This is a genomic window from Pseudomonas sp. ADAK18, from assembly GCF_012935695.1.
Classification (GTDB): Bacteria; Pseudomonadota; Gammaproteobacteria; order Pseudomonadales; family Pseudomonadaceae; genus Aquipseudomonas.
The window spans coordinates 3411110-3428452 of the sequence record NZ_CP052859.1 but is presented as its reverse complement, the minus strand read 5'-3'; the positions used below and the strand labels follow the sequence as shown (position 1 = coordinate 3428452).

Below are 17343 nucleotides of genomic sequence, written 5' to 3'. Positions count from 1 at the left end.
TCGGTAACAAAAGGTAATGGAATATAGCCAGTCAAGGTTCTGGCAAATAGCTATGCCTGAACTTTAGACCGAAGCTTGGCCTATATGCCCTTTGTTAGCCTTCGTACGCTGGAGCCCGAGTGCCTGGGGCTGTTACCATTCGCCCCTTGTTTCAATTTCAGTTTTATTGCCCATTCGAGACCCGCCATGACCACCGTCCGCACGCGCATCGCGCCATCGCCCACTGGGGATCCCCACGTTGGCACTGCCTACATCGCTTTGTTCAACTACTGCTTTGCCAAGCAGCATGGCGGTGAATTCATCCTGCGGATTGAAGACACCGATCAACTGCGTTCGACTCGCGAGTCCGAACAGCAGATTTTCGATGCCTTGCGCTGGTTGGGTATCACCTGGGCTGAAGGCCCGGACGTCGGCGGCCCGCATGGCCCGTACCGGCAGAGTGAGCGCAGCGAGATCTACAAAAAGTACACCCAGCAGTTGGTCGACATGGGTCATGCCTTCCCGTGCTTCTGCACCGCCGAAGAACTGGACCAGATGCGCGCCGAGCAAATGGCCCGGGGCGAAACCCCGCGCTACGACGGCCGTGCACTGCTGCTGTCCAAGGAAGAAGTAGCCAGCCGCCTGGCCGCTGGCGAGCCCCACGTGATCCGCATGAAGGTGCCGAGCGAAGGCGTCTGCGTGGTGCCGGACATGCTGCGTGGCGATGTCGAGATCCCGTGGGATCGTATGGACATGCAAGTGCTGATGAAGACCGACGGCCTGCCGACGTACTTCCTGGCCAACGTGGTCGACGACCACCTGATGGGCATCACCCACGTACTGCGTGGCGAAGAGTGGCTGCCATCGGCACCGAAACTGATCCTGCTTTACGAATACTTTGGCTGGGAACAGCCGCAGTTGTGCTACATGCCGCTGCTGCGTAACCCGGACAAGAGCAAGCTGTCCAAGCGCAAGAACCCGACCTCGGTAACCTTCTACGAGCGCATGGGTTTCATGCCGGAAGCGATGCTCAACTACCTGGGCCGCATGGGCTGGTCGATGCCGGACGAGCGCGAGAAGTTCTCGCTGCAGGAAATGGTTGATAACTTCGACCTGTCCCGTGTCTCCCTGGGCGGGCCGATCTTCGACGTCGAGAAACTGTCCTGGCTCAATGGCCAGTGGTTGCGTGACTTGCCGGTGGAAGAGTTCGCCAGCCGTGTGCAGCAATGGGCGTTGAACCCCGAGTACATGATGAAGATCGCACCGCACGTGCAGGGCAGGGTGGAAACCTTCAGCCAGATCGCACCGTTGGCCGGGTTCTTCTTTGCCGGTGGCGTGAACCCGGATGCCAAGCTGTTCGAATCCAAAAAGCTCTCGGGTGATCAGGTTCGTCAGTTGATGCAGTTGATCCTGTGGAAGCTGGAAAGCCTGCGTCAGTGGGAGAAGGATGCGATTACAGCGACCATCCAGGCGGTGGTCGAATCCCTCGAACTGAAACTGCGCGATGCCATGCCACTGATGTTTGCCGCGATCACCGGGCAAGCCAGTTCGGTATCGGTGCTCGATGCGATGGAAATTCTGGGTCCGGACCTGACCCGTTTCCGCCTGCGCCAAGCCCTTGATTTGCTTGGTGGTGTGTCGAAGAAAGAAAACAAGGAATGGGAAAAGCTGCTGGGCGCTATCGCCTAAGTAAGCGGTTGTAACGATTAAACCCCGGTTTTCCGGGGTTTAGTCGGTAAGTGATTGTTATGTCGGCAAAAAATTTTGGAAATTGTTGAAAAAAAATTTGACAGCTTTCCAATACGCCCTTAAGATTCGCCCCGTCCTCACCGACGAGGGGCTATAGCTCAGCTGGGAGAGCGCTTGCATGGCATGCAAGAGGTCAACGGTTCGATCCCGTTTAGCTCCACCAATTTACACGTTCAAGGTCTGGCCACACCGTCCTTGAATTCGATCAGACTCAGCCTGATCATGTTGTATAGAAGGTTTGTGTCCCCTTCGTCTAGTGGCCTAGGACACCGCCCTTTCACGGCGGTAACAGGGGTTCGAGTCCCCTAGGGGACGCCAGTTTCAACAAGCAGCTCGAAAGGTCTGCTGCGCCGCGAGGCGAAAAATCCGGGGCTATAGCTCAGCTGGGAGAGCGCTTGCATGGCATGCAAGAGGTCAACGGTTCGATCCCGTTTAGCTCCACCAATTTACACGTTCAAGGTCTGGCCACACCGTCCTTGAACTGATCAGACTCAGTTTGATCACGTTGTACAGAAGGTTTGTGTCCCCTTCGTCTAGTGGCCTAGGACACCGCCCTTTCACGGCGGTAACAGGGGTTCGAGTCCCCTAGGGGACGCCACGATTACCCGCTCTGCGGGATTTTTAAGGGTCATTCAATTATTGAATGGCCCTTTTGTTTGTCTAGCGTTTGCCAATTTCCTCTCTCCTTGATACTTCTTCTGACCAATGGTCACCTCAATGACTTGCTAAATATTATGATGAGAATAATATTTCATTCGTAATATTCGGAGGCAGCGATGAACGATAAAAAAGCGCAAACCCGTGAACGCATTCTTCAGGCCGCCAGTGCTGCGCTGGTCCAGCGTGGCCCGGCCGAGCCCAGCGTGGGCGAAGTAATGGGTGCGGCGGGGCTGACCGTGGGCGGTTTCTATGCCCATTTCGAAAGCAAGGATGCGTTGATGCTGGAGGCCTTCAATCAATTGCTGGCCCAGCGTCGTGCTTCCGTCGACGACATGGACGCCGAGCTGACAGGAGAAGAGCGACGCGCCCTGGTGGCGGCGTTCTACCTGTCACGCAAGCACCGTGATTCCACCGCCCAAGCCTGCCCGATTCCCGCCACGGTGGGGGAGATGGGCCGCTTGCCGGACGACTTTCGGCGGGTGCTCAACGAGCACGTTGAACTGATGGCGGCCCAGTTGGCCGCCAGTCCTGAAGACACCGACAAAGCCCTGGCTGACATGGCGTTGATGGTCGGTGGCTTGGCGTTGGCCCGCGCCCTCGGGCCTGGAGAGTTGTCAGATCGCATGTTGCGCGCGGCCAAGTCGGCCGTGCGCTGAGGACGGCCTTGGGCCTTGGGAGTGAGTGATGAGCGCGCTTAAATGGGTTCGTGGAGTCAATGGCACCTTGGGTCGCCTGGCGCCCCAAACGGTGGCCAGCAAGATGCGCCGGGCGTTTATGACGCCTCGTAACCATCCTCCCCGTGATTGGGAGCTGCCGCTGTTGGCGCAATCGGAGCGCATGACCTTGCGTTTCGGTTTGTCGGCGCTGCGCTGGGGCCAAGGGCCGGCAGTGTTGTTGATGCACGGCTGGGAAGGGCGCCCGACGCAGTTTGCCAGCCTGATCACCGCGCTGGTGGACGCCGGTTACTCAGTGATTGCCTTGGAAGGTCCGGCGCATGGTCGCTCGCCCGGGCGTGAGGCGCATGTGCTGCTGTTTGCCCGAGCCATGTTGGAAGCCGCTGCCGAGTTGCCGCCATTACATGCCGTTGTCGGTCACTCCATGGGCGGCGCCAGCGCGATGCTGGCTGTCCAATTGGGGTTGCGCACCGAGGCGCTGGTGAGCATTGCTGCGCCGTCGCGTTTTCTCGATGTGTTGCGTGGGTTTGCCGGTGTGGTCGGCTTGCCGGCTCGCGCACGTTCGGCGTTTATCCAGCAAGTCGAGTTCACCTTGGGTATGCCGCTCAAGCATCTGGATGTAGCCCATTACCAAATGAACATGCCGGGCCTGATCGTGCACGCCGAAGACGACACGTTTGTTCCGGTCAAAGCCTCCCAGATGATCCATGAAGCGTGGTTTGACAGCCGCCTGATGCGCCTGGAGCAGGGCGGCCACCAGAAGGTATTGGCCGATCCGCGAGTCATCGAAGGCGTGCTGGCGTTGCTGGCCGGTTCTCGCCTGCCGGAGCGGCAAACCGCCTGAGCCTTGGGTTACACTGCTGCCGCCGACATTAATCGACCGGGAGCAAAGCATGGGCTGGGATTTGGCATCGCCGTTTATCATCGATCTGCAGGTAGCGCCCGAGGATATTGACGGCCTGGGTCACGCCAACAACGCGGTGTATGTTTCCTGGCTGGAGCGCTGCGCCTGGCGTCACTCCCAGCGTCTGGGGTTGGACCTGACCGAATACCGACGCCTGGATCGCGCCATGGCCGTGGTGCGCCATGAGATCGACTACCTGGCGGCGGGTTATGAGGGCGACGAACTGCAACTGGCGACCTGGATTGTCGACTGGGATCAGCGCCTGAAAATGACCCGACGCTTTCAACTGGTCCGCCCCAGCGACGGTGCTACCTTGCTGCGGGCACACACCACCTTTGTCTGCATCGAGCTGTCCAGCGGCAAGCCCAAGCGCATGCCGGCGGAGTTTATCGACGGCTATGGCCCGGCGTTGCCTATCTGACGCAGGGGTTAACGGTTGTTGTGGGAAACCCAGTAAACTGCGCCACGTTTTTTGTTGAGTGTTTTCCATGCAAATTGCTTTGGCGCCCATGGAGGGGTTGGTCGACAACATCCTGCGGGACGTGCTGACCCAGGTGGGCGGTATTGATTGGTGCGTGACCGAGTTCATCCGGGTCAACGACCGCCTGCTGACGCCTGCTTACTTCCACAAGCTCGCTCCGGAATTGCTGCACGGTGCCAAAACCGCTGCTGGCGTGCCCTTGCGTGTGCAATTGCTGGGCTCCGACCCGGTGTGCCTGGCGGAAAACGCCGCGCTGGCCTGCGAGTTGGGCAGCGAGGTCATCGACCTGAACTTCGGCTGCCCGGCCAAGACCGTCAATAAATCCCGAGGCGGTGCGGTGCTGCTCAAGGAGCCGGAGCTGCTCAACCAGATCGTCGAACACGTGCGCCGTGCGGTGCCGGCGCATATCCCAGTCACTGCCAAGATGCGCCTGGGCTTCGACAGCCCGGACGGTGCGCTGGTCTGCGCCACGGCACTGGCCGAAGGTGGAGCGGCTCATATCGTCGTTCATGCACGGACCAAGGCCGACGGTTACAAGCCACCGGCCCACTGGGAGTGGATCCCACGGGTGCAGGACGTGGTCAAGGTGCCGGTGTTCGCCAACGGTGATATCTGGAGCGTCGAGGATTGGCGGCGTTGTCGGGAAATCAGCGGTGTCGAAGACATCATGCTCGGTCGCGGCCTGGTGGCTCGCCCCGACCTGGCCCGGCAGATTGCGGCGGCGCGTGCCGGCGAAGAAGTGGTGGAGATGACCTGGGCGCAGATGCAGCCGATGCTTCAGGAATTCTGGACGCAATCGGTCGCGCAGTTGACGGAGCGCCAGGCCCCGGGCCGTTTAAAGCAGTGGCTCGCGATGTTGACGCGCAACTACCCCCAAGCGGTGGAGCTGTTTACCGCCCTGCGCCGGGAAACTGATCTGCAGCAGGTCAGCCGATTGCTCGGTATGGCTCACCCCGAAGCAGCGTGAAGTGTTTCTGAAAAAACCCCTTGATCTGCAATCAGCGGTTCTTAGCTAGAGGGGAGTGCTACGAGAGTCGGCTTTGCAACATTGAGTCATCACGCATCACGTTCAAGCAGTCAGGAAGGGCGCCATTGGCGCCCTTTTTTGTGCGCGTCTTTTAGGCGTTGGTAGGCCTGAAAGGTGCGTTTCTGCTTGATCAAGTACGGCAAGAAATGACAAGAGGCCAATACGGTTTTCGTCAGGTGATCTGGCTCCGTTCATGCCCTCTCGGTGTGATGCAGGCGTGCAAGGGCGCGGGTTTTCGGTTGTTTGTGCGCGTTGAATTGATCGGAAAAATCTCACATGGCACCAGATTAAACCTATGGCGATATCGTCATTTTTGAGATTTCGCAGCTTGTGGTTACTTGTGTTGCTGGAACCTGCTGACCCGACTGGCCACTGACGAAGAGCATTAAGTACAAGTAGATGGCGCCTGATTTCTAATCAGTGCTTTATTGTTTTTAAGTTGCTTAATGTTTTTAAATCGATCGTTCAGGAGAAGTTTATGCATGTTTCAAGTGTGTTAAGCGATGCTGTTATGAGTGGGATGTGTCGAAATGAAGGAGTTGAGAGGGCGGCCGCTTCTACGCAAACTAAAAAATTACAAGCAGGGCCGAAAATAGCTTATAGCGGGGCCTCTGTTGGCACGTCCGGGAGTGCCACTACCCATAATAGCTTGAAAGAAATGGCTGAGGCTCTTCAAGCCATCTTTAGTATGGTCAGTATGGCGATAAATCTTTTTCGAACTTTCTTCTCGCCACCTGCGAAACCTGTCGTTCCAGCTGCACCTACCCCTGTTGCTCCCGCAACTGTTACGCCGTTTCCTGTCCGCCCATCCCCTATTGGTCCATCTCCAATTTCTCCTGGGCGTACCCCCGGTAAGAAACCAAATGATATATGGGGTGGCTTCAGGCAAGGGCCCGATGGCAACTGTGTCACTGTGTCTGCAATCAAGGCAGCCATGATGAAATTTGGTCAGAAACCCTCAGATATATTTAAAGAGGTAAAGACAACAGGTGGCGGGTATGAAGTGGTAATGAGGGATGGGGTTGAAGTTAAATTCAGCGATGCAGAATTGCAAGTGGCAATCAGAGGGTCGCAATTCATGGGGCGAGATCAGGAAATGCTCAAGGATGCCCACTTTCTGTTTGCAGCAAGCGCCAAGCGAGCGCAGATGGAGAATAACGATAGAACCGCGGCGCGCAGCTTCAATCAGGCGATAAAGACCCTGAATGATGGTGAATACTCCCGCGAAGGCTTGCTGCGACTGGGGTTGAAGAATCATATCAAACCCGTTCCCTTGTCGGATCTGCTCAATGGCATGATTGGTACGGTAGAGCGGCGTGGGCACTCGGTGGCGGTAATTGAAGGGGTTGAAGAAGACTATGGCAAGCGAGGTCGCAAGCCGTATCAGCCTCACACAATAACGGGCCTTTTTTAAAGTGACCGTTGTCGAATAGATCAGAGACTTTCGTAGGATTTTGTTAGAGGGGTATCTCTGCCTTGTTGATATGATTTGATGTTTCGTGTGTGGTTTGGTTGGTGATTACCTGATAAGCCTGAGTCGCATAGTTAATATGCAGCTTTCATTCTGAATAATAGCTAGTTGGGAGATTTATCTTGATAGATTCTTATCGGTCGAGTGGTTTTTTTGCGGGTGTTGAAAAATACAGTGAACAAAAAATGAGGGAGGATTGCTGCGCGGAAAAAAAATCCAGCTTTAGACATGAGGTGGATAAAGCCTCTGCTAGTTTTCCTGCTCACTTCGTGATAGCACCACCGGCATCAGTACCAATACCCGCAACACCTGTGTCGGTGCCAGCGGAGCCAACCGGAATTATGGCAGAGCTTGGAAAGTTTATTGGGCAGGCGATTGACGCGTTGTCTTATGTTGCAAGCAGCATTAAGAAGTTTGTGATGGGGTTGAATTTGTTTAAGGACTGGTTTGTAAAGTCCTAGCATGGATTCTCTTTTGAGAAGATGTTCAGGCTAATCGTAGAAACAGGAGCTAGGGTTATTACCAAATGGAATTGCGGGTCTACATCGACGGCCAAGCGCAATCGAATGCGCGCGTTCACAGTCACTCTGCCTGGCAGGGTGACTGCTTAATTACCAGGCTCATTCCAATAGCTGCTTGAACCCCTCCATTGGCAGCGGCCTGCTGTGCAAATACCCTTGATACAAATGGCAGCCCAACCCTTGCAGGAACGCTAGCTGCTCAGGCGTTTCCACCCCCTCGGCAATTACCTCAAGGTTCAAGCTTCGAGCCATCGCCACAATCGCCCGAATGATCTCGGCATCGTTAGGATCATGTGTCGCATCGCGCACAAACGACTGGTCAATCTTCAGCGCATCCACCGGCAGCCGCTTGAGGTAGGTGAGTGACGAGTAACCCGTACCAAAGTCGTCCATCGCAAAACTCACACCGAGTTTTTTCAGGCGACGCATCTTGCTGATGGTTTCGTCCAGGTTCTGGATCACGATGCCTTCGGTGATTTCCAGTTTCAGCAGCGTGAATGGCAATTGGAACCGCCGCAGGCTGCGTTCCACCCGTTCGACAAAATCATTCTGGCGAAACTGTCGGGGGCTGATATTGACGCAAAGGCTGAAATTCAGCGGGTCCACCAAACCTTCGGCAATCAGTTGCGCGAACGCTCCGCACGCCTCGTCGAGAATCCAGGTGCCCACTTCCAGAATCAGCCCGCTGTCCTCCAGGACCTTGATAAATTCGGCTGGCGATTGCGCGCCCAGTTGCGGATGCTGCCAGCGCACCAGGGCCTCGGCGCCGACGATGCGATTGCCTCGGGCGTCCACTTGCGGTTGGTAATGCACGCTGAATTCGCCGCGTGACAAGGCCAGGCGCAGGTCAGTCTCCATGCGCAGTCGTTCACTGGCGGTTTTCTGCATGCTGTTATGGAACATCTGGGTGGTGTTGCGTCCGGAGTCTTTGGCGCGGTACAGGGCGATGTCGGCGCGCTTGAGCAAGTCAGTCGGTGTCGAGCCGTGATCGGGAATCAGCGCCACACCAATGCTCGGTGTGACCTGCAAGCGGTGGCCATCAAGGAACATCGGCTCCGACAGCAATTCGCGCAGGGTGTCGGCCAGCGTCTGAACCTGGTTGCTGACCTCCGCCCGCGAACCTTCCAGGCCACTGAGCAGTACCACAAACTCATCGCCTCCCAGGCGCGCCACGGTGTCTTCCATGCGCACACTGGCTTCCAGGCGCGCGGTGACGATTTTCAGCACCGTGTCGCCCACCGGGTGGCCCAGGGAATCGTTGATGTGCTTGAAGTGATCCAGGTCGAGAAACAGCAGGGCGCCCCGCAGGTTATGGCGCTTGAGCAGGGCGATCTGTTGGCTCAGGCGGTCCATCAGCAACGCGCGGTTGGGCAGGTTGGTCAGTGGGTCGTGATAGGCCAGGTGGCGTATCTGCGCCTGGGCGTTTTTCAACAGGCTGACATCCCGGGCAGTCAGCAGCAGGCACGCGGTTTCATTAAGGGTGATCGGCTCGACTGACACCTCGACCGCCATTACCTCCCCACGCTTGTTGTGCCAGAGCATTTCCACATGATGAATGCGGCCCTTGATCTGCAATTCAGCCAGCAGCGCCGCACGCTGGTTCTCGTCGGCCCAGATGCCAATCTGGTACAGCGTCAGGCCAATGGCTTCTTGTGCGCGATAGCCGGTCAAGCGGCAGAAGCCGTCGTTGACCTCCAGGTAGCGCCCGGTATCGCGTTCGGTGATGGACACCGCGTCAGGGCTGGAATGGAAGGCCTTGGCGAACTTCTCTTCGCTGGCCTTGAGTGCTGCTTCCGAGCGCTGCTGTTGAGTGATATCGCGCAAGGTGGTGACGATACAGGGGTGCTCACCCACCTTGATCAGGCGGCTGGAAATCACACAGGTCAGGTTTTGGCCATTCTTGTGATGGACAATGATCGCCACATTGTTCAGCGCCTGGTCGCGGATAACCTGCTCGATGCGTTGCAGGCGCTGGCTGGACTCATTCCACAGGCCGAGTTGTTCCGCGTTACTGTTGATGACCTCGGCGGCGGTCCAGCCGAAGGTCAGAGTGAAGGCTGGGTTGATCTCGATGAACTGGCCGGTTTCCAGGCGCGTCACGCAGATTGGATCGGGGCTGGCCTGGAACAGGCTGGCAAATTTTTCCTCGGACGCGCTCAGGCGTTGTTCGCGCTCCACCTGGTCGGTGATGTCGAGCAAGGTGCCAGCCATGCGCAGCGGTGCACCTTGCTCATCGCGATAGAGGCGGGCGCGGCTTTCCAGGTAGCGGGAGCTGCCATCCTCCAGTTGCACTCGATACGTCAGCTGATAGTTACCCGCCGGACCCTCTCGCAGCGTGCGATAGGCATGGCGCATGCTTTCACGCTCTTGATGGGGCATGCCTTCAAAAAAGGCGTCGAAGGACTCGTGAAACGGTTGAGGTTCCAGCCCGTGCAATTGGGCGGCCCGTGCCGAGCCATAAAGCAAGCCGGTGGGGATGTGCCAGTCCCAGGTGCCCAGTTGCGCCGAGTCGAGCGCCAGGTCCAGGCGCTCCTGGCTGTCTTTGAGGGCTTGTTCGGCGTTCTTGCGTTCCGTGGTGTCGAGGAACGTGCTGATCAGGTAGGCCTCGCCGTCCATCTCGACTTTTTGCGCACTGAGGGTGCCGTCGTGAATCTGCCCGTTGCTGGCGCGGAACTGCACCTCCATGCTGATGGGCTCGCCCTTGCGCTGGGTGGCCTTGACCAGCAAGGCGCGTTGTTCCGGGTGTACCCACAGGCCCAGGTCCAGGGTGCTACGGCCGATGGCATCGGCCACCGGCCAGCCGAACAGGCTTTCGAAATACTGGTTGGCTTCGCTGATCTGGCCATCAGCCTGGCGGGTCAGCAGCACCATGTTCGGACACAGGTGAAACAGCGTGGCGAAGCGCTTTTCGGAGTGGCTGAGGGCCTGTTCCCGTTCGCGCTGGTGGGTGATCTCGCGGATCACCCCGATCATCCGTCGGCGGCCGGTCTTGTCCGGTAATAGGCTGCCGTTGATTTCCAGCCAGTGCAGGCTGCCATCGGGCCATTGAATGCGATGGTGCATCGCCTGTGCGAAGGGCTCACCCGCCAGCACCGCATGAAAGGCCCGGACCACCTTGGCGCGGTCCTCGACCGCCAGCAGGTCGAGGTATTCCAGGTCCTTGGGTAGCGGTTGCTTGGGGTCGAAACCGAACAGTGCCTGTGTGCCTCGTGACCAACTGATTCGCCCGCTGTCGATTTCCCAGGACCAGGCGCCCAGGCGTGCGGCATTGAGTGCGGCCAATAATTGTGGGGCACTTTCCCAGCTCTGCTCCGCCTCCTGCGGGTCGAGCGCATGAATGCGAGGCAGCGGTGGGGTGTGGTCAGCGGGGTTGCGCATTGTCAAAGGGCCTTGGCTCAATGGGCGTTCGGCGCGGTTTTCAGGCTTTGTGGCCGCACGGCTTCAGGCCGGCACCCCTGCCGGATCGACCTGTGCATCCAATAGGCTCATGAAAGCCCGCGCAGCGTTCGACAGCGTCCGTTCGGTGTGCACGATATAGCCTAGCTGGCGACTGAGCTGTATGCCCGGTAAAGCAATGCGTGCCACTTGATCGTCGAGCATGGTGCGCGGCAGCACGCTCCAGGCCAGGCCGATGGAGACCATCATCTTGATGGTTTCCAGGTAGTTGGTACTCATGGCGATATTGGGCGTCAGGCCTTGGGCCTCGAACAGGCGCTGCACAATATGGTGGGTAAAGGTGTTGCCACCTGGAAACACCGCCGGATGCTGGGCGATATCGGCCAGGTTGACCGTGCCGTTGTTGATCAGGCTATGTTCCGGCGCCACCACGAAATCCAGCGGGTCGTCCCACACAGGCGTTGCTCGAACGAGCGTGTGGGGCTCCGGCGCCAGGGTAATGACCGCTACTTCGGCGCGGCCATGGAGGATTTCTTCGTAGGCCACTTCTGAATCGAGAAACTGAATGTCCAGGGCGACGTTCGGGTACTCCCGCGTGAAGGTGCGCAGCACCGGCGGCAGGCGGTGCAGGCCGATGTGATGGCTGGTGGCCAGTGTCAGGCGCCCGCTGACTTCGCCCGTGAGGTTGGTCAAGGCACGGCGGGTGTCGTCCAGTACGTTGAGAATCTGATAGGCCCGTGGCAGCAGGGCACGTCCAGCTTCGGTCAGGCCCACTTCACGGCCCAGGCGGTCGAACAGCCGCACCTTCAATTGTTGCTCCAGCCCGGCAATGCGCTTGCTGATGGCGGGTTGCGTCAGGTGTAGCCGTTCGCCAGCCCCGGAGAAGCTCCCGGTCTCGGCGATGGCAATAAAGGCGTTGAGATTGGCCAGGTCCATGGTGGTATTCCGTTAAGTTATCCAAAGCATGAAAAATATGAATTTGAGTTATTTAATGTAACCCCATAGCATCAGCCTCACAAGCCAAGGGGTTATTGAATCGTTCAAGGCCCAGGGCATAGAAAGACGCTGATGAGGACCGACTGATGGCCGGCAAAACGCTCTACGACAAGCTTTGGGATTCCCATGAAGTGAAACGGCGCGATGATGGGTCGTCGCTGATCTATATCGACCGTCACATCATCCATGAAGTGACCTCGCCCCAAGCGTTCGAAGGCCTGCGACTGGCCGGGCGCAAGCCTTGGCGCGTCGACTCGATCATTGCCACGCCCGACCACAACGTGCCGACCACCCCTGAGCGCAAGGGTGGCATCGAGGCCATTGTCGACACGGTATCGCGCCTTCAGGTGCAGACCCTCGACGACTACTGCGACGAATATGGCATCACCGAATTCAAGATGAACGACGTGCGTCAGGGCATCGTCCACGTGATCGGCCCGGAGCAGGGTGCGACCTTGCCCGGCATGACCGTGGTTTGCGGCGACTCCCACACCTCGACCCACGGAGCTTTCGGCGCCCTGGCTCACGGCATTGGTACTTCTGAGGTGGAGCATGTGTTCGCCACCCAGTGCCTGGTGGCCAAGAAAATGAAGAATATGTTGGTGTCGGTCGAAGGCGAGTTGCCTTTCGGTGTGACAGCCAAGGACATCGTCCTCGCCGTGATCGGCAAGATCGGCACCGCCGGCGGTAACGGCCACGCCATCGAATTCGCCGGCAGCGCGATTCGTGATCTGTCCATCGAAGGCCGCATGACCATCTGCAACATGTCCATCGAAGCTGGTGCCCGTGTGGGCATGGTAGCCGCGGACGAAAAGACCATTGCCTACGTCAAGGGCCGCCCGTTCGCGCCAACCGGTGCCGATTGGGACGCTGCGGTCGAAGCTTGGAAAGACCTGGTGTCCGATGCCAACGCGGTGTTCGACACCGTGGTCAAGCTCGACGCCACCCAGATCAAGCCACAGGTCAGTTGGGGCACGTCGCCGGAAATGGTCCTCGCCGTTGATCAGAACGTGCCGGACCCGGCCAAGGAAACCGACCTGGTCAAGCGCGGTTCCATCGAGCGCGCCTTGAAGTACATGGGTTTGAAAGCCAACCAGGCGATCACCGACATTCAGTTGGATCGCGTATTCATCGGCTCCTGCACCAACTCGCGGATCGAAGACCTGCGCGCTGCGGCGGTGATCGCCAAGGGCCGCAAGGTGGCGTCGACCATCAAGCAAGCGATCGTGGTGCCAGGTTCGGGCCTGGTCAAAGCCCAAGCCGAGGCCGAAGGCCTGGACAAGATCTTCCTCGAGGCCGGTTTTGAATGGCGTGAGCCTGGCTGCTCCATGTGCCTGGCGATGAACCCGGACCGTTTGGAGTCGGGCGAGCACTGCGCGTCTACCTCCAACCGTAACTTCGAAGGGCGTCAGGGCGCCGGTGGCCGTACTCACCTGGTGAGCCCGGCCATGGCCGCAGCGGCAGCCGTCAACGGTCGTTTCATCGACGTTCGCGAATTGATCTGAGGAATACCCGATGAGAGCTTTTACCCAACACACCGGTTTGGTCGCGCCGTTGGACCGTGCCAACGTCGACACCGATCAGATCATTCCCAAGCAGTTCCTCAAGTCGATCAAGCGCACCGGCTTTGGCCCGAACCTGTTCGACGAGTGGCGCTACCTGGACGTGGGCTATGCCTACCAGGACAACTCCAAGCGCCCGCTGAACAAGGATTTCGTGCTCAACGCAGAACGTTACCAAGGCGCCAGCGTGTTGCTGGCCCGGGAAAACTTCGGCTGCGGCTCCAGCCGTGAGCACGCGCCGTGGGCCCTGGAAGAATATGGCTTTCGCAGCATCATCGCGCCGAGCTACGCGGATATCTTCTTCAACAACAGCTTCAAGAACGGCTTGCTGCCGATCATCTTGAGCGATGCCGAAGTCGATGAACTGTTCCAGCAAGTAGAAGCCAACCCGGGCTACGAGCTGACCGTCGACCTCGCCGCGCAGACCGTGACCCGGCCGGATGGCAAGGTGTATCACTTTGAAGTGGATGCGTTCCGCAAACATTGCCTGATCAACGGCCTGGACGATATCGGCCTGACCTTGCAGGACGGCGACGCGATTGCCGCGTTTGAAACCAAGCACCGGGCGAGCCAGCCGTGGTTGTTTCGCGATGCTTGATTTGATGTAGACCGGACCGCCGTCATCGCAGGCAAGCCAGCTCCCACATTTGGAATGCGTTCCCCTGTGGGAGCCGGGCTTGCCCGCGATGAGGCCAGAACAAACACCACAAGGCCCATTGAGGGAACACTTATGACCAGCACCGCCCACACCCAAGTTGTGCAAAAACAATTCGGCGAACAGGCCTCGGCCTACCTGAGCAGCGCTGTCCACGCTCAAGGCACCGAATTTGCGCTGCTACAGGCCGAACTGGCCGGGCAGGGCGCTGCACGACTGCTGGATTTGGGGTGCGGTGCCGGTCATGTCAGTTTCCACGTCGCGCCGCTGGTGAAAGAAGTGGTGGCCTACGACCTGTCGCAGCAGATGCTGGATGTCGTGGCCGCCGCCGCAGTAGATCGTGGCCTGAACAACGTCAGCACGGTGCTGGGCGCCGCCGAGCGCCTGCCGTTCGCCGATGGCGAGTTCGACTTCGTGTTCAGTCGTTATTCGGCCCACCACTGGAGTGACCTCGGCCTGGCGCTGCGGGAAGTGCGCCGAGTGCTCAAGCCCGGTGGTGTGGCGGCTTTTGTGGACGTCTTGTCACCCGGCAGCCCGCTGTTGGACACTTACCTGCAAACCGTCGAAGTGCTGCGCGACACCAGCCATGTGCGTGATTATTCCGCCGGCGAGTGGATGCGCCAGATCAGCGAAGCCGGTCTGCATGTGCGCAACAGCAGCCGCCAGCGTCTGCGCCTGGAATACACCTCGTGGGTTGAGCGCATGCGCACCCCGCAAGTATTACGCGCGGCGATCCTGGAGTTGCAGCAGGCGATGGGGCAGGAAGTCCGCGATTATTTCGAGATTCAAGCCGACGGCACCTTCAGCACCGACGTGCTGGTGGTGTGGGCCGAGCGCTAATAATTTTTCCCGACCTGCCTGCGGGCGGGTCGCCCGATGAAATGAGGAAAGCATGAGCAAGCAGATTCTGATTCTTCCAGGCGACGGCATTGGTCCGGAAATCATGGCCGAAGCGGTCAAGGTCCTGGAGTTGGCCAACGACAAGTACAGCCTGGGCTTCGAATTGAGCCACGACGTGATCGGTGGTGCCGCCATCGATAAGCACGGCGTGCCCCTGGCTGACGAAACCCTGGACCGCGCCCGCGCTGCCGACGCCGTGCTGCTGGGCGCCGTAGGTGGCCCGAAGTGGGACAAGATCGAACGTGACATCCGCCCTGAGCGCGGCCTGCTGAAAATTCGTGCGCAACTGGGCCTGTTCGGCAACCTGCGCCCGGCGATCTTGTACCCGCAACTGGCCGATGCTTCCAGCCTCAAGCCGGAAATCGTGGCGGGCCTGGACATCCTGATCGTCCGTGAACTGACCGGCGGTATCTACTTCGGCTCGCCACGTGGCGTGCGCGAGTTGGAGAATGGTGAGCGTCAGGCCTACGACACTCTGCCGTACAGCGAGAGCGAAATCCGCCGTATCGCCCGTGTCGGTTTTGACATGGCCCGTGTGCGTGGCAAGAAGGTCTGCTCGGTAGACAAGGCCAACGTGCTGGCTTCCAGCCAATTGTGGCGTGAAATCGTCGAACAAGTGGCCCAGGACTACCCGGACGTCGAGCTGAGCCACATGTACGTCGACAACGCTGCCATGCAACTGGTGCGTGCACCGAAGCAGTTCGACGTGATCGTCACTGACAACCTGTTCGGCGACATCCTGTCCGACCAGGCGTCGATGCTCACCGGCTCCATCGGCATGCTGCCGTCGGCGTCCCTGGATGCCAACAACAAAGGCATGTACGAGCCATGCCACGGTTCGGCGCCGGACATCGCGGGGCAGGGCATTGCCAACCCGCTGGCGACCATTTTGTCGGTGTCGATGATGTTGCGTTACAGCTTCAACCTGACCGACGCGGCGGACGCGATCGAGAAGGCGGTGAGCCGGGTCCTCGACCAGGGCCTGCGCACCGGCGACATCTGGTCGCAGGGTTGCACCAAGGTTGGCACGCAAGAAATGGGCGACGCAGTAGTCGCCGCGTTGCGGAATCTGTAATCTCTCGGGCCCGCTTGCAGTTGTTGCTGCAAGGCGGCCCACTTTTTAACAAGGTGTAGTTGCGATGAAACGTGTAGGTCTGATCGGTTGGCGCGGTATGGTCGGTTCCGTGCTCATGCAGCGGATGCTGGAAGAGCAGGATTTCGATCTTATTGAGCCGGTGTTTTTCACCACTTCGAATGTGGGTGGCCAAGGGCCGTCTGTGGGCAAGGATATTGCTCCGCTCAAAGACGCCTACAGCATTGAAGAACTGAAAACCCTCGACGTGATCCTGACCTGCCAGGGTGGCGACTACACCAGCGAAGTCTTCCCCAAGCTGCGCGAAGCCGGTTGGCAGGGTTACTGGATCGATGCCGCTTCCAGCCTGCGCATGCAGGATGACGCGGTCATCGTCCTCGACCCGGTGAACCGCAAGGTCATCGACCAGCAGCTCGACGCCGGGACCAAGAACTACATCGGTGGCAACTGCACCGTCAGCCTGATGCTGATGGGCCTGGGTGGTCTGTTCGAAGCGGGCTTGGTGGAGTGGATGAGCGCCATGACGTATCAGGCGGCCTCCGGTGCCGGCGCGCAGAACATGCGTGAACTGATCAAGCAGATGGGCGCCACCCACGCCGCTGTCGCCGATCAACTGGCCGACCCGGCCAGCGCGATCCTCGACATCGACCGCCGGGTTGCCGAAGCCATGCGCAGCGAGGCCTACCCGACCGAGAACTTCGGTGTGCCATTGGCCGGTAGCCTGATCCCATGGATCGACAAAGAGCTGCCGAACGGCCAGAGCCGTGAAGAGTGGAAGGCCCAGGCCGAGACCAACAAGATCCTCGGTCGCTTCAAGAGCCCGATCCCGGTGGACGGCATCTGCGTGCGCATCGGCGCCATGCGTTGCCACAGCCAGGCGCTGACCATCAAGCTCAACAAAGACGTGCCGATTGCCGATATCGAAGGGCTGATCAGCCAGCACAACCCATGGGTCAAGCTGGTGCCGAACAACCGCGACATCAGCATGCAGGAGCTGAGCCCGACCAAGGTCACCGGCACCCTGAATGTGCCCGTTGGCCGTCTGCGCAAGCTGAACATGGGTACCCAGTACCTGGGCGCGTTCACGGTTGGCGATCAGTTGTTGTGGGGTGCGGCTGAGCCGTTGCGCCGCATGCTGCGGATTTTGCTGGAGCGTTAATCGCTGCTTGTAATGAGAAACCCGCGTTCTGGTGACAGGCGCGGGTTAATGAGATGGTCACCCCCAACACCCTGTGAGGGCTACGCTTTCACGGGGTGTTTTGTTTTCGGAGGCCA

General features: G+C 58.9%; 14 protein-coding genes and 4 tRNA genes. 16 read left to right on the top strand and 2 right to left on the bottom strand.

What is annotated here, in order from left to right; translation table 11 throughout:
• Nucleotides 1–186 precede the first annotated feature (186 nt).
• From gltX to HKK55_RS15360, 11 genes are all read left to right on the top strand, one after another.
• Nucleotides 187–1668 carry a glutamate--tRNA ligase gene (gltX, locus tag HKK55_RS15410; RefSeq protein ID WP_155585921.1) on the top strand — a complete coding sequence of 494 codons (1482 nt, stop codon included), beginning with the start codon at nucleotides 187–189 and terminating at the stop codon, nucleotides 1666–1668.
• A gap of 147 nt (nucleotides 1669–1815) precedes the next feature.
• Nucleotides 1816–1891 (top strand) — tRNA-Ala (locus HKK55_RS15405).
• Nucleotides 1892–1970: 79 nt separating this feature from the next.
• Nucleotides 1971–2046 (top strand) — tRNA-Glu (locus tag HKK55_RS15400).
• Nucleotides 2047–2096: 50 nt separating this feature from the next.
• Nucleotides 2097–2172: transfer RNA gene (locus HKK55_RS15395), tRNA-Ala, on the top strand.
• Between the two features lie 78 nt (nucleotides 2173–2250).
• Nucleotides 2251–2326, top strand: a tRNA-Glu gene (locus HKK55_RS15390).
• Nucleotides 2327–2504: 178 nt separating this feature from the next.
• Entirely contained in the window at nucleotides 2505–3044 is a 540-nt protein-coding gene (locus HKK55_RS15385; RefSeq protein ID WP_169355462.1) for a TetR/AcrR family transcriptional regulator, read from the top strand.
• A gap of 28 nt (nucleotides 3045–3072) precedes the next feature.
• The gene (locus tag HKK55_RS15380; protein WP_169355461.1) at nucleotides 3073–3906 is read left to right on the top strand and encodes an alpha/beta hydrolase; all 834 of its coding nucleotides are present in this window, start codon (nucleotides 3073–3075) and stop codon (nucleotides 3904–3906) included.
• Between the two features lie 49 nt (nucleotides 3907–3955).
• Complete coding sequence (locus tag HKK55_RS15375) at nucleotides 3956–4387, top strand: thioesterase family protein (RefSeq protein ID WP_169355460.1); 432 nt, start codon at nucleotides 3956–3958, stop codon at nucleotides 4385–4387.
• Between the two features lie 67 nt (nucleotides 4388–4454).
• Nucleotides 4455–5414 (top strand): tRNA-dihydrouridine synthase, encoded by a 960-nt coding sequence (locus tag HKK55_RS15370; RefSeq protein WP_169355459.1) that lies wholly within the window; start codon nucleotides 4455–4457, stop codon nucleotides 5412–5414.
• 538 nt (nucleotides 5415–5952) lie between these two features.
• A complete protein-coding gene (locus HKK55_RS15365; protein WP_237151258.1) occupies nucleotides 5953–6888 on the top strand; it encodes a hypothetical protein in 936 nt (311 codons plus the stop codon).
• A 179-nt stretch (nucleotides 6889–7067) separates the two neighbouring features.
• Entirely contained in the window at nucleotides 7068–7406 is a 339-nt protein-coding gene (locus tag HKK55_RS15360) for a hypothetical protein (protein WP_169355458.1), read from the top strand.
• 159 nt (nucleotides 7407–7565) lie between these two features.
• On the opposite strand, the gene HKK55_RS15355 is transcribed toward HKK55_RS15360, so the two are convergent.
• Entirely contained in the window at nucleotides 7566–10844 is a 3279-nt protein-coding gene (locus tag HKK55_RS15355; protein ID WP_169355457.1) for an EAL domain-containing protein, read from the bottom strand.
• 63 nt (nucleotides 10845–10907) lie between these two features.
• Nucleotides 10908–11798, bottom strand: coding sequence for a LysR family transcriptional regulator (locus HKK55_RS15350; protein WP_169355456.1), 891 nt, complete (start codon nucleotides 11796–11798; stop codon nucleotides 10908–10910).
• Between the two features lie 146 nt (nucleotides 11799–11944).
• Between HKK55_RS15350 and leuC the strand changes: the two genes are divergently transcribed.
• The 5 genes from leuC to asd all read left to right on the top strand — a co-directional run bounded on the left by leuC (nucleotide 11945) and on the right by asd (nucleotide 17227).
• Nucleotides 11945–13363 carry a 3-isopropylmalate dehydratase large subunit gene (gene leuC / locus HKK55_RS15345; RefSeq protein WP_169355455.1) on the top strand — a complete coding sequence of 473 codons (1419 nt, stop codon included), beginning with the start codon at nucleotides 11945–11947 and terminating at the stop codon, nucleotides 13361–13363.
• A 10-nt stretch (nucleotides 13364–13373) separates the two neighbouring features.
• Entirely contained in the window at nucleotides 13374–14018 is a 645-nt protein-coding gene (leuD, locus tag HKK55_RS15340; protein WP_169355454.1) for a 3-isopropylmalate dehydratase small subunit, read from the top strand.
• A gap of 132 nt (nucleotides 14019–14150) precedes the next feature.
• Entirely contained in the window at nucleotides 14151–14915 is a 765-nt protein-coding gene (locus HKK55_RS15335; protein ID WP_169355453.1) for a class I SAM-dependent methyltransferase, read from the top strand.
• Between the two features lie 52 nt (nucleotides 14916–14967).
• Nucleotides 14968–16050, top strand: a complete 1083-nt coding sequence (leuB, locus tag HKK55_RS15330) for a 3-isopropylmalate dehydrogenase (protein ID WP_169355452.1) — start codon at nucleotides 14968–14970, stop codon at nucleotides 16048–16050.
• 64 nt (nucleotides 16051–16114) lie between these two features.
• Nucleotides 16115–17227, top strand: coding sequence for an aspartate-semialdehyde dehydrogenase (gene asd, locus HKK55_RS15325; protein ID WP_169355451.1), 1113 nt, complete (start codon nucleotides 16115–16117; stop codon nucleotides 17225–17227).
• The last annotated feature ends 116 nt before the right edge of the window (nucleotides 17228–17343 follow it).

Coding starts and splice junctions, on each gene's coding strand:
- leuD (WP_169355454.1), top strand. CDS start 13,374: ATGAGAGCTTTTACCCAACACACCGGTTTGGTCGCGCCGTTGGACCGT.
- HKK55_RS15380 (WP_169355461.1), top strand. CDS start 3,073: ATGAGCGCGCTTAAATGGGTTCGTGGAGTCAATGGCACCTTGGGTCGC.
- asd (WP_169355451.1), top strand. CDS start 16,115: ATGAAACGTGTAGGTCTGATCGGTTGGCGCGGTATGGTCGGTTCCGTG.
- HKK55_RS15375 (WP_169355460.1), top strand. CDS start 3,956: ATGGGCTGGGATTTGGCATCGCCGTTTATCATCGATCTGCAGGTAGCG.
- HKK55_RS15365 (WP_237151258.1), top strand. CDS start 5,953: ATGCATGTTTCAAGTGTGTTAAGCGATGCTGTTATGAGTGGGATGTGT.
- HKK55_RS15370 (WP_169355459.1), top strand. CDS start 4,455: ATGCAAATTGCTTTGGCGCCCATGGAGGGGTTGGTCGACAACATCCTG.
- HKK55_RS15355 (WP_169355457.1), bottom strand. CDS start 10,844: ATGCGCAACCCCGCTGACCACACCCCACCGCTGCCTCGCATTCATGCG.
- HKK55_RS15385 (WP_169355462.1), top strand. CDS start 2,505: ATGAACGATAAAAAAGCGCAAACCCGTGAACGCATTCTTCAGGCCGCC.
- gltX (WP_155585921.1), top strand. CDS start 187: ATGACCACCGTCCGCACGCGCATCGCGCCATCGCCCACTGGGGATCCC.
- HKK55_RS15350 (WP_169355456.1), bottom strand. CDS start 11,798: ATGGACCTGGCCAATCTCAACGCCTTTATTGCCATCGCCGAGACCGGG.
- leuB (WP_169355452.1), top strand. CDS start 14,968: ATGAGCAAGCAGATTCTGATTCTTCCAGGCGACGGCATTGGTCCGGAA.
- leuC (WP_169355455.1), top strand. CDS start 11,945: ATGGCCGGCAAAACGCTCTACGACAAGCTTTGGGATTCCCATGAAGTG.
- HKK55_RS15335 (WP_169355453.1), top strand. CDS start 14,151: ATGACCAGCACCGCCCACACCCAAGTTGTGCAAAAACAATTCGGCGAA.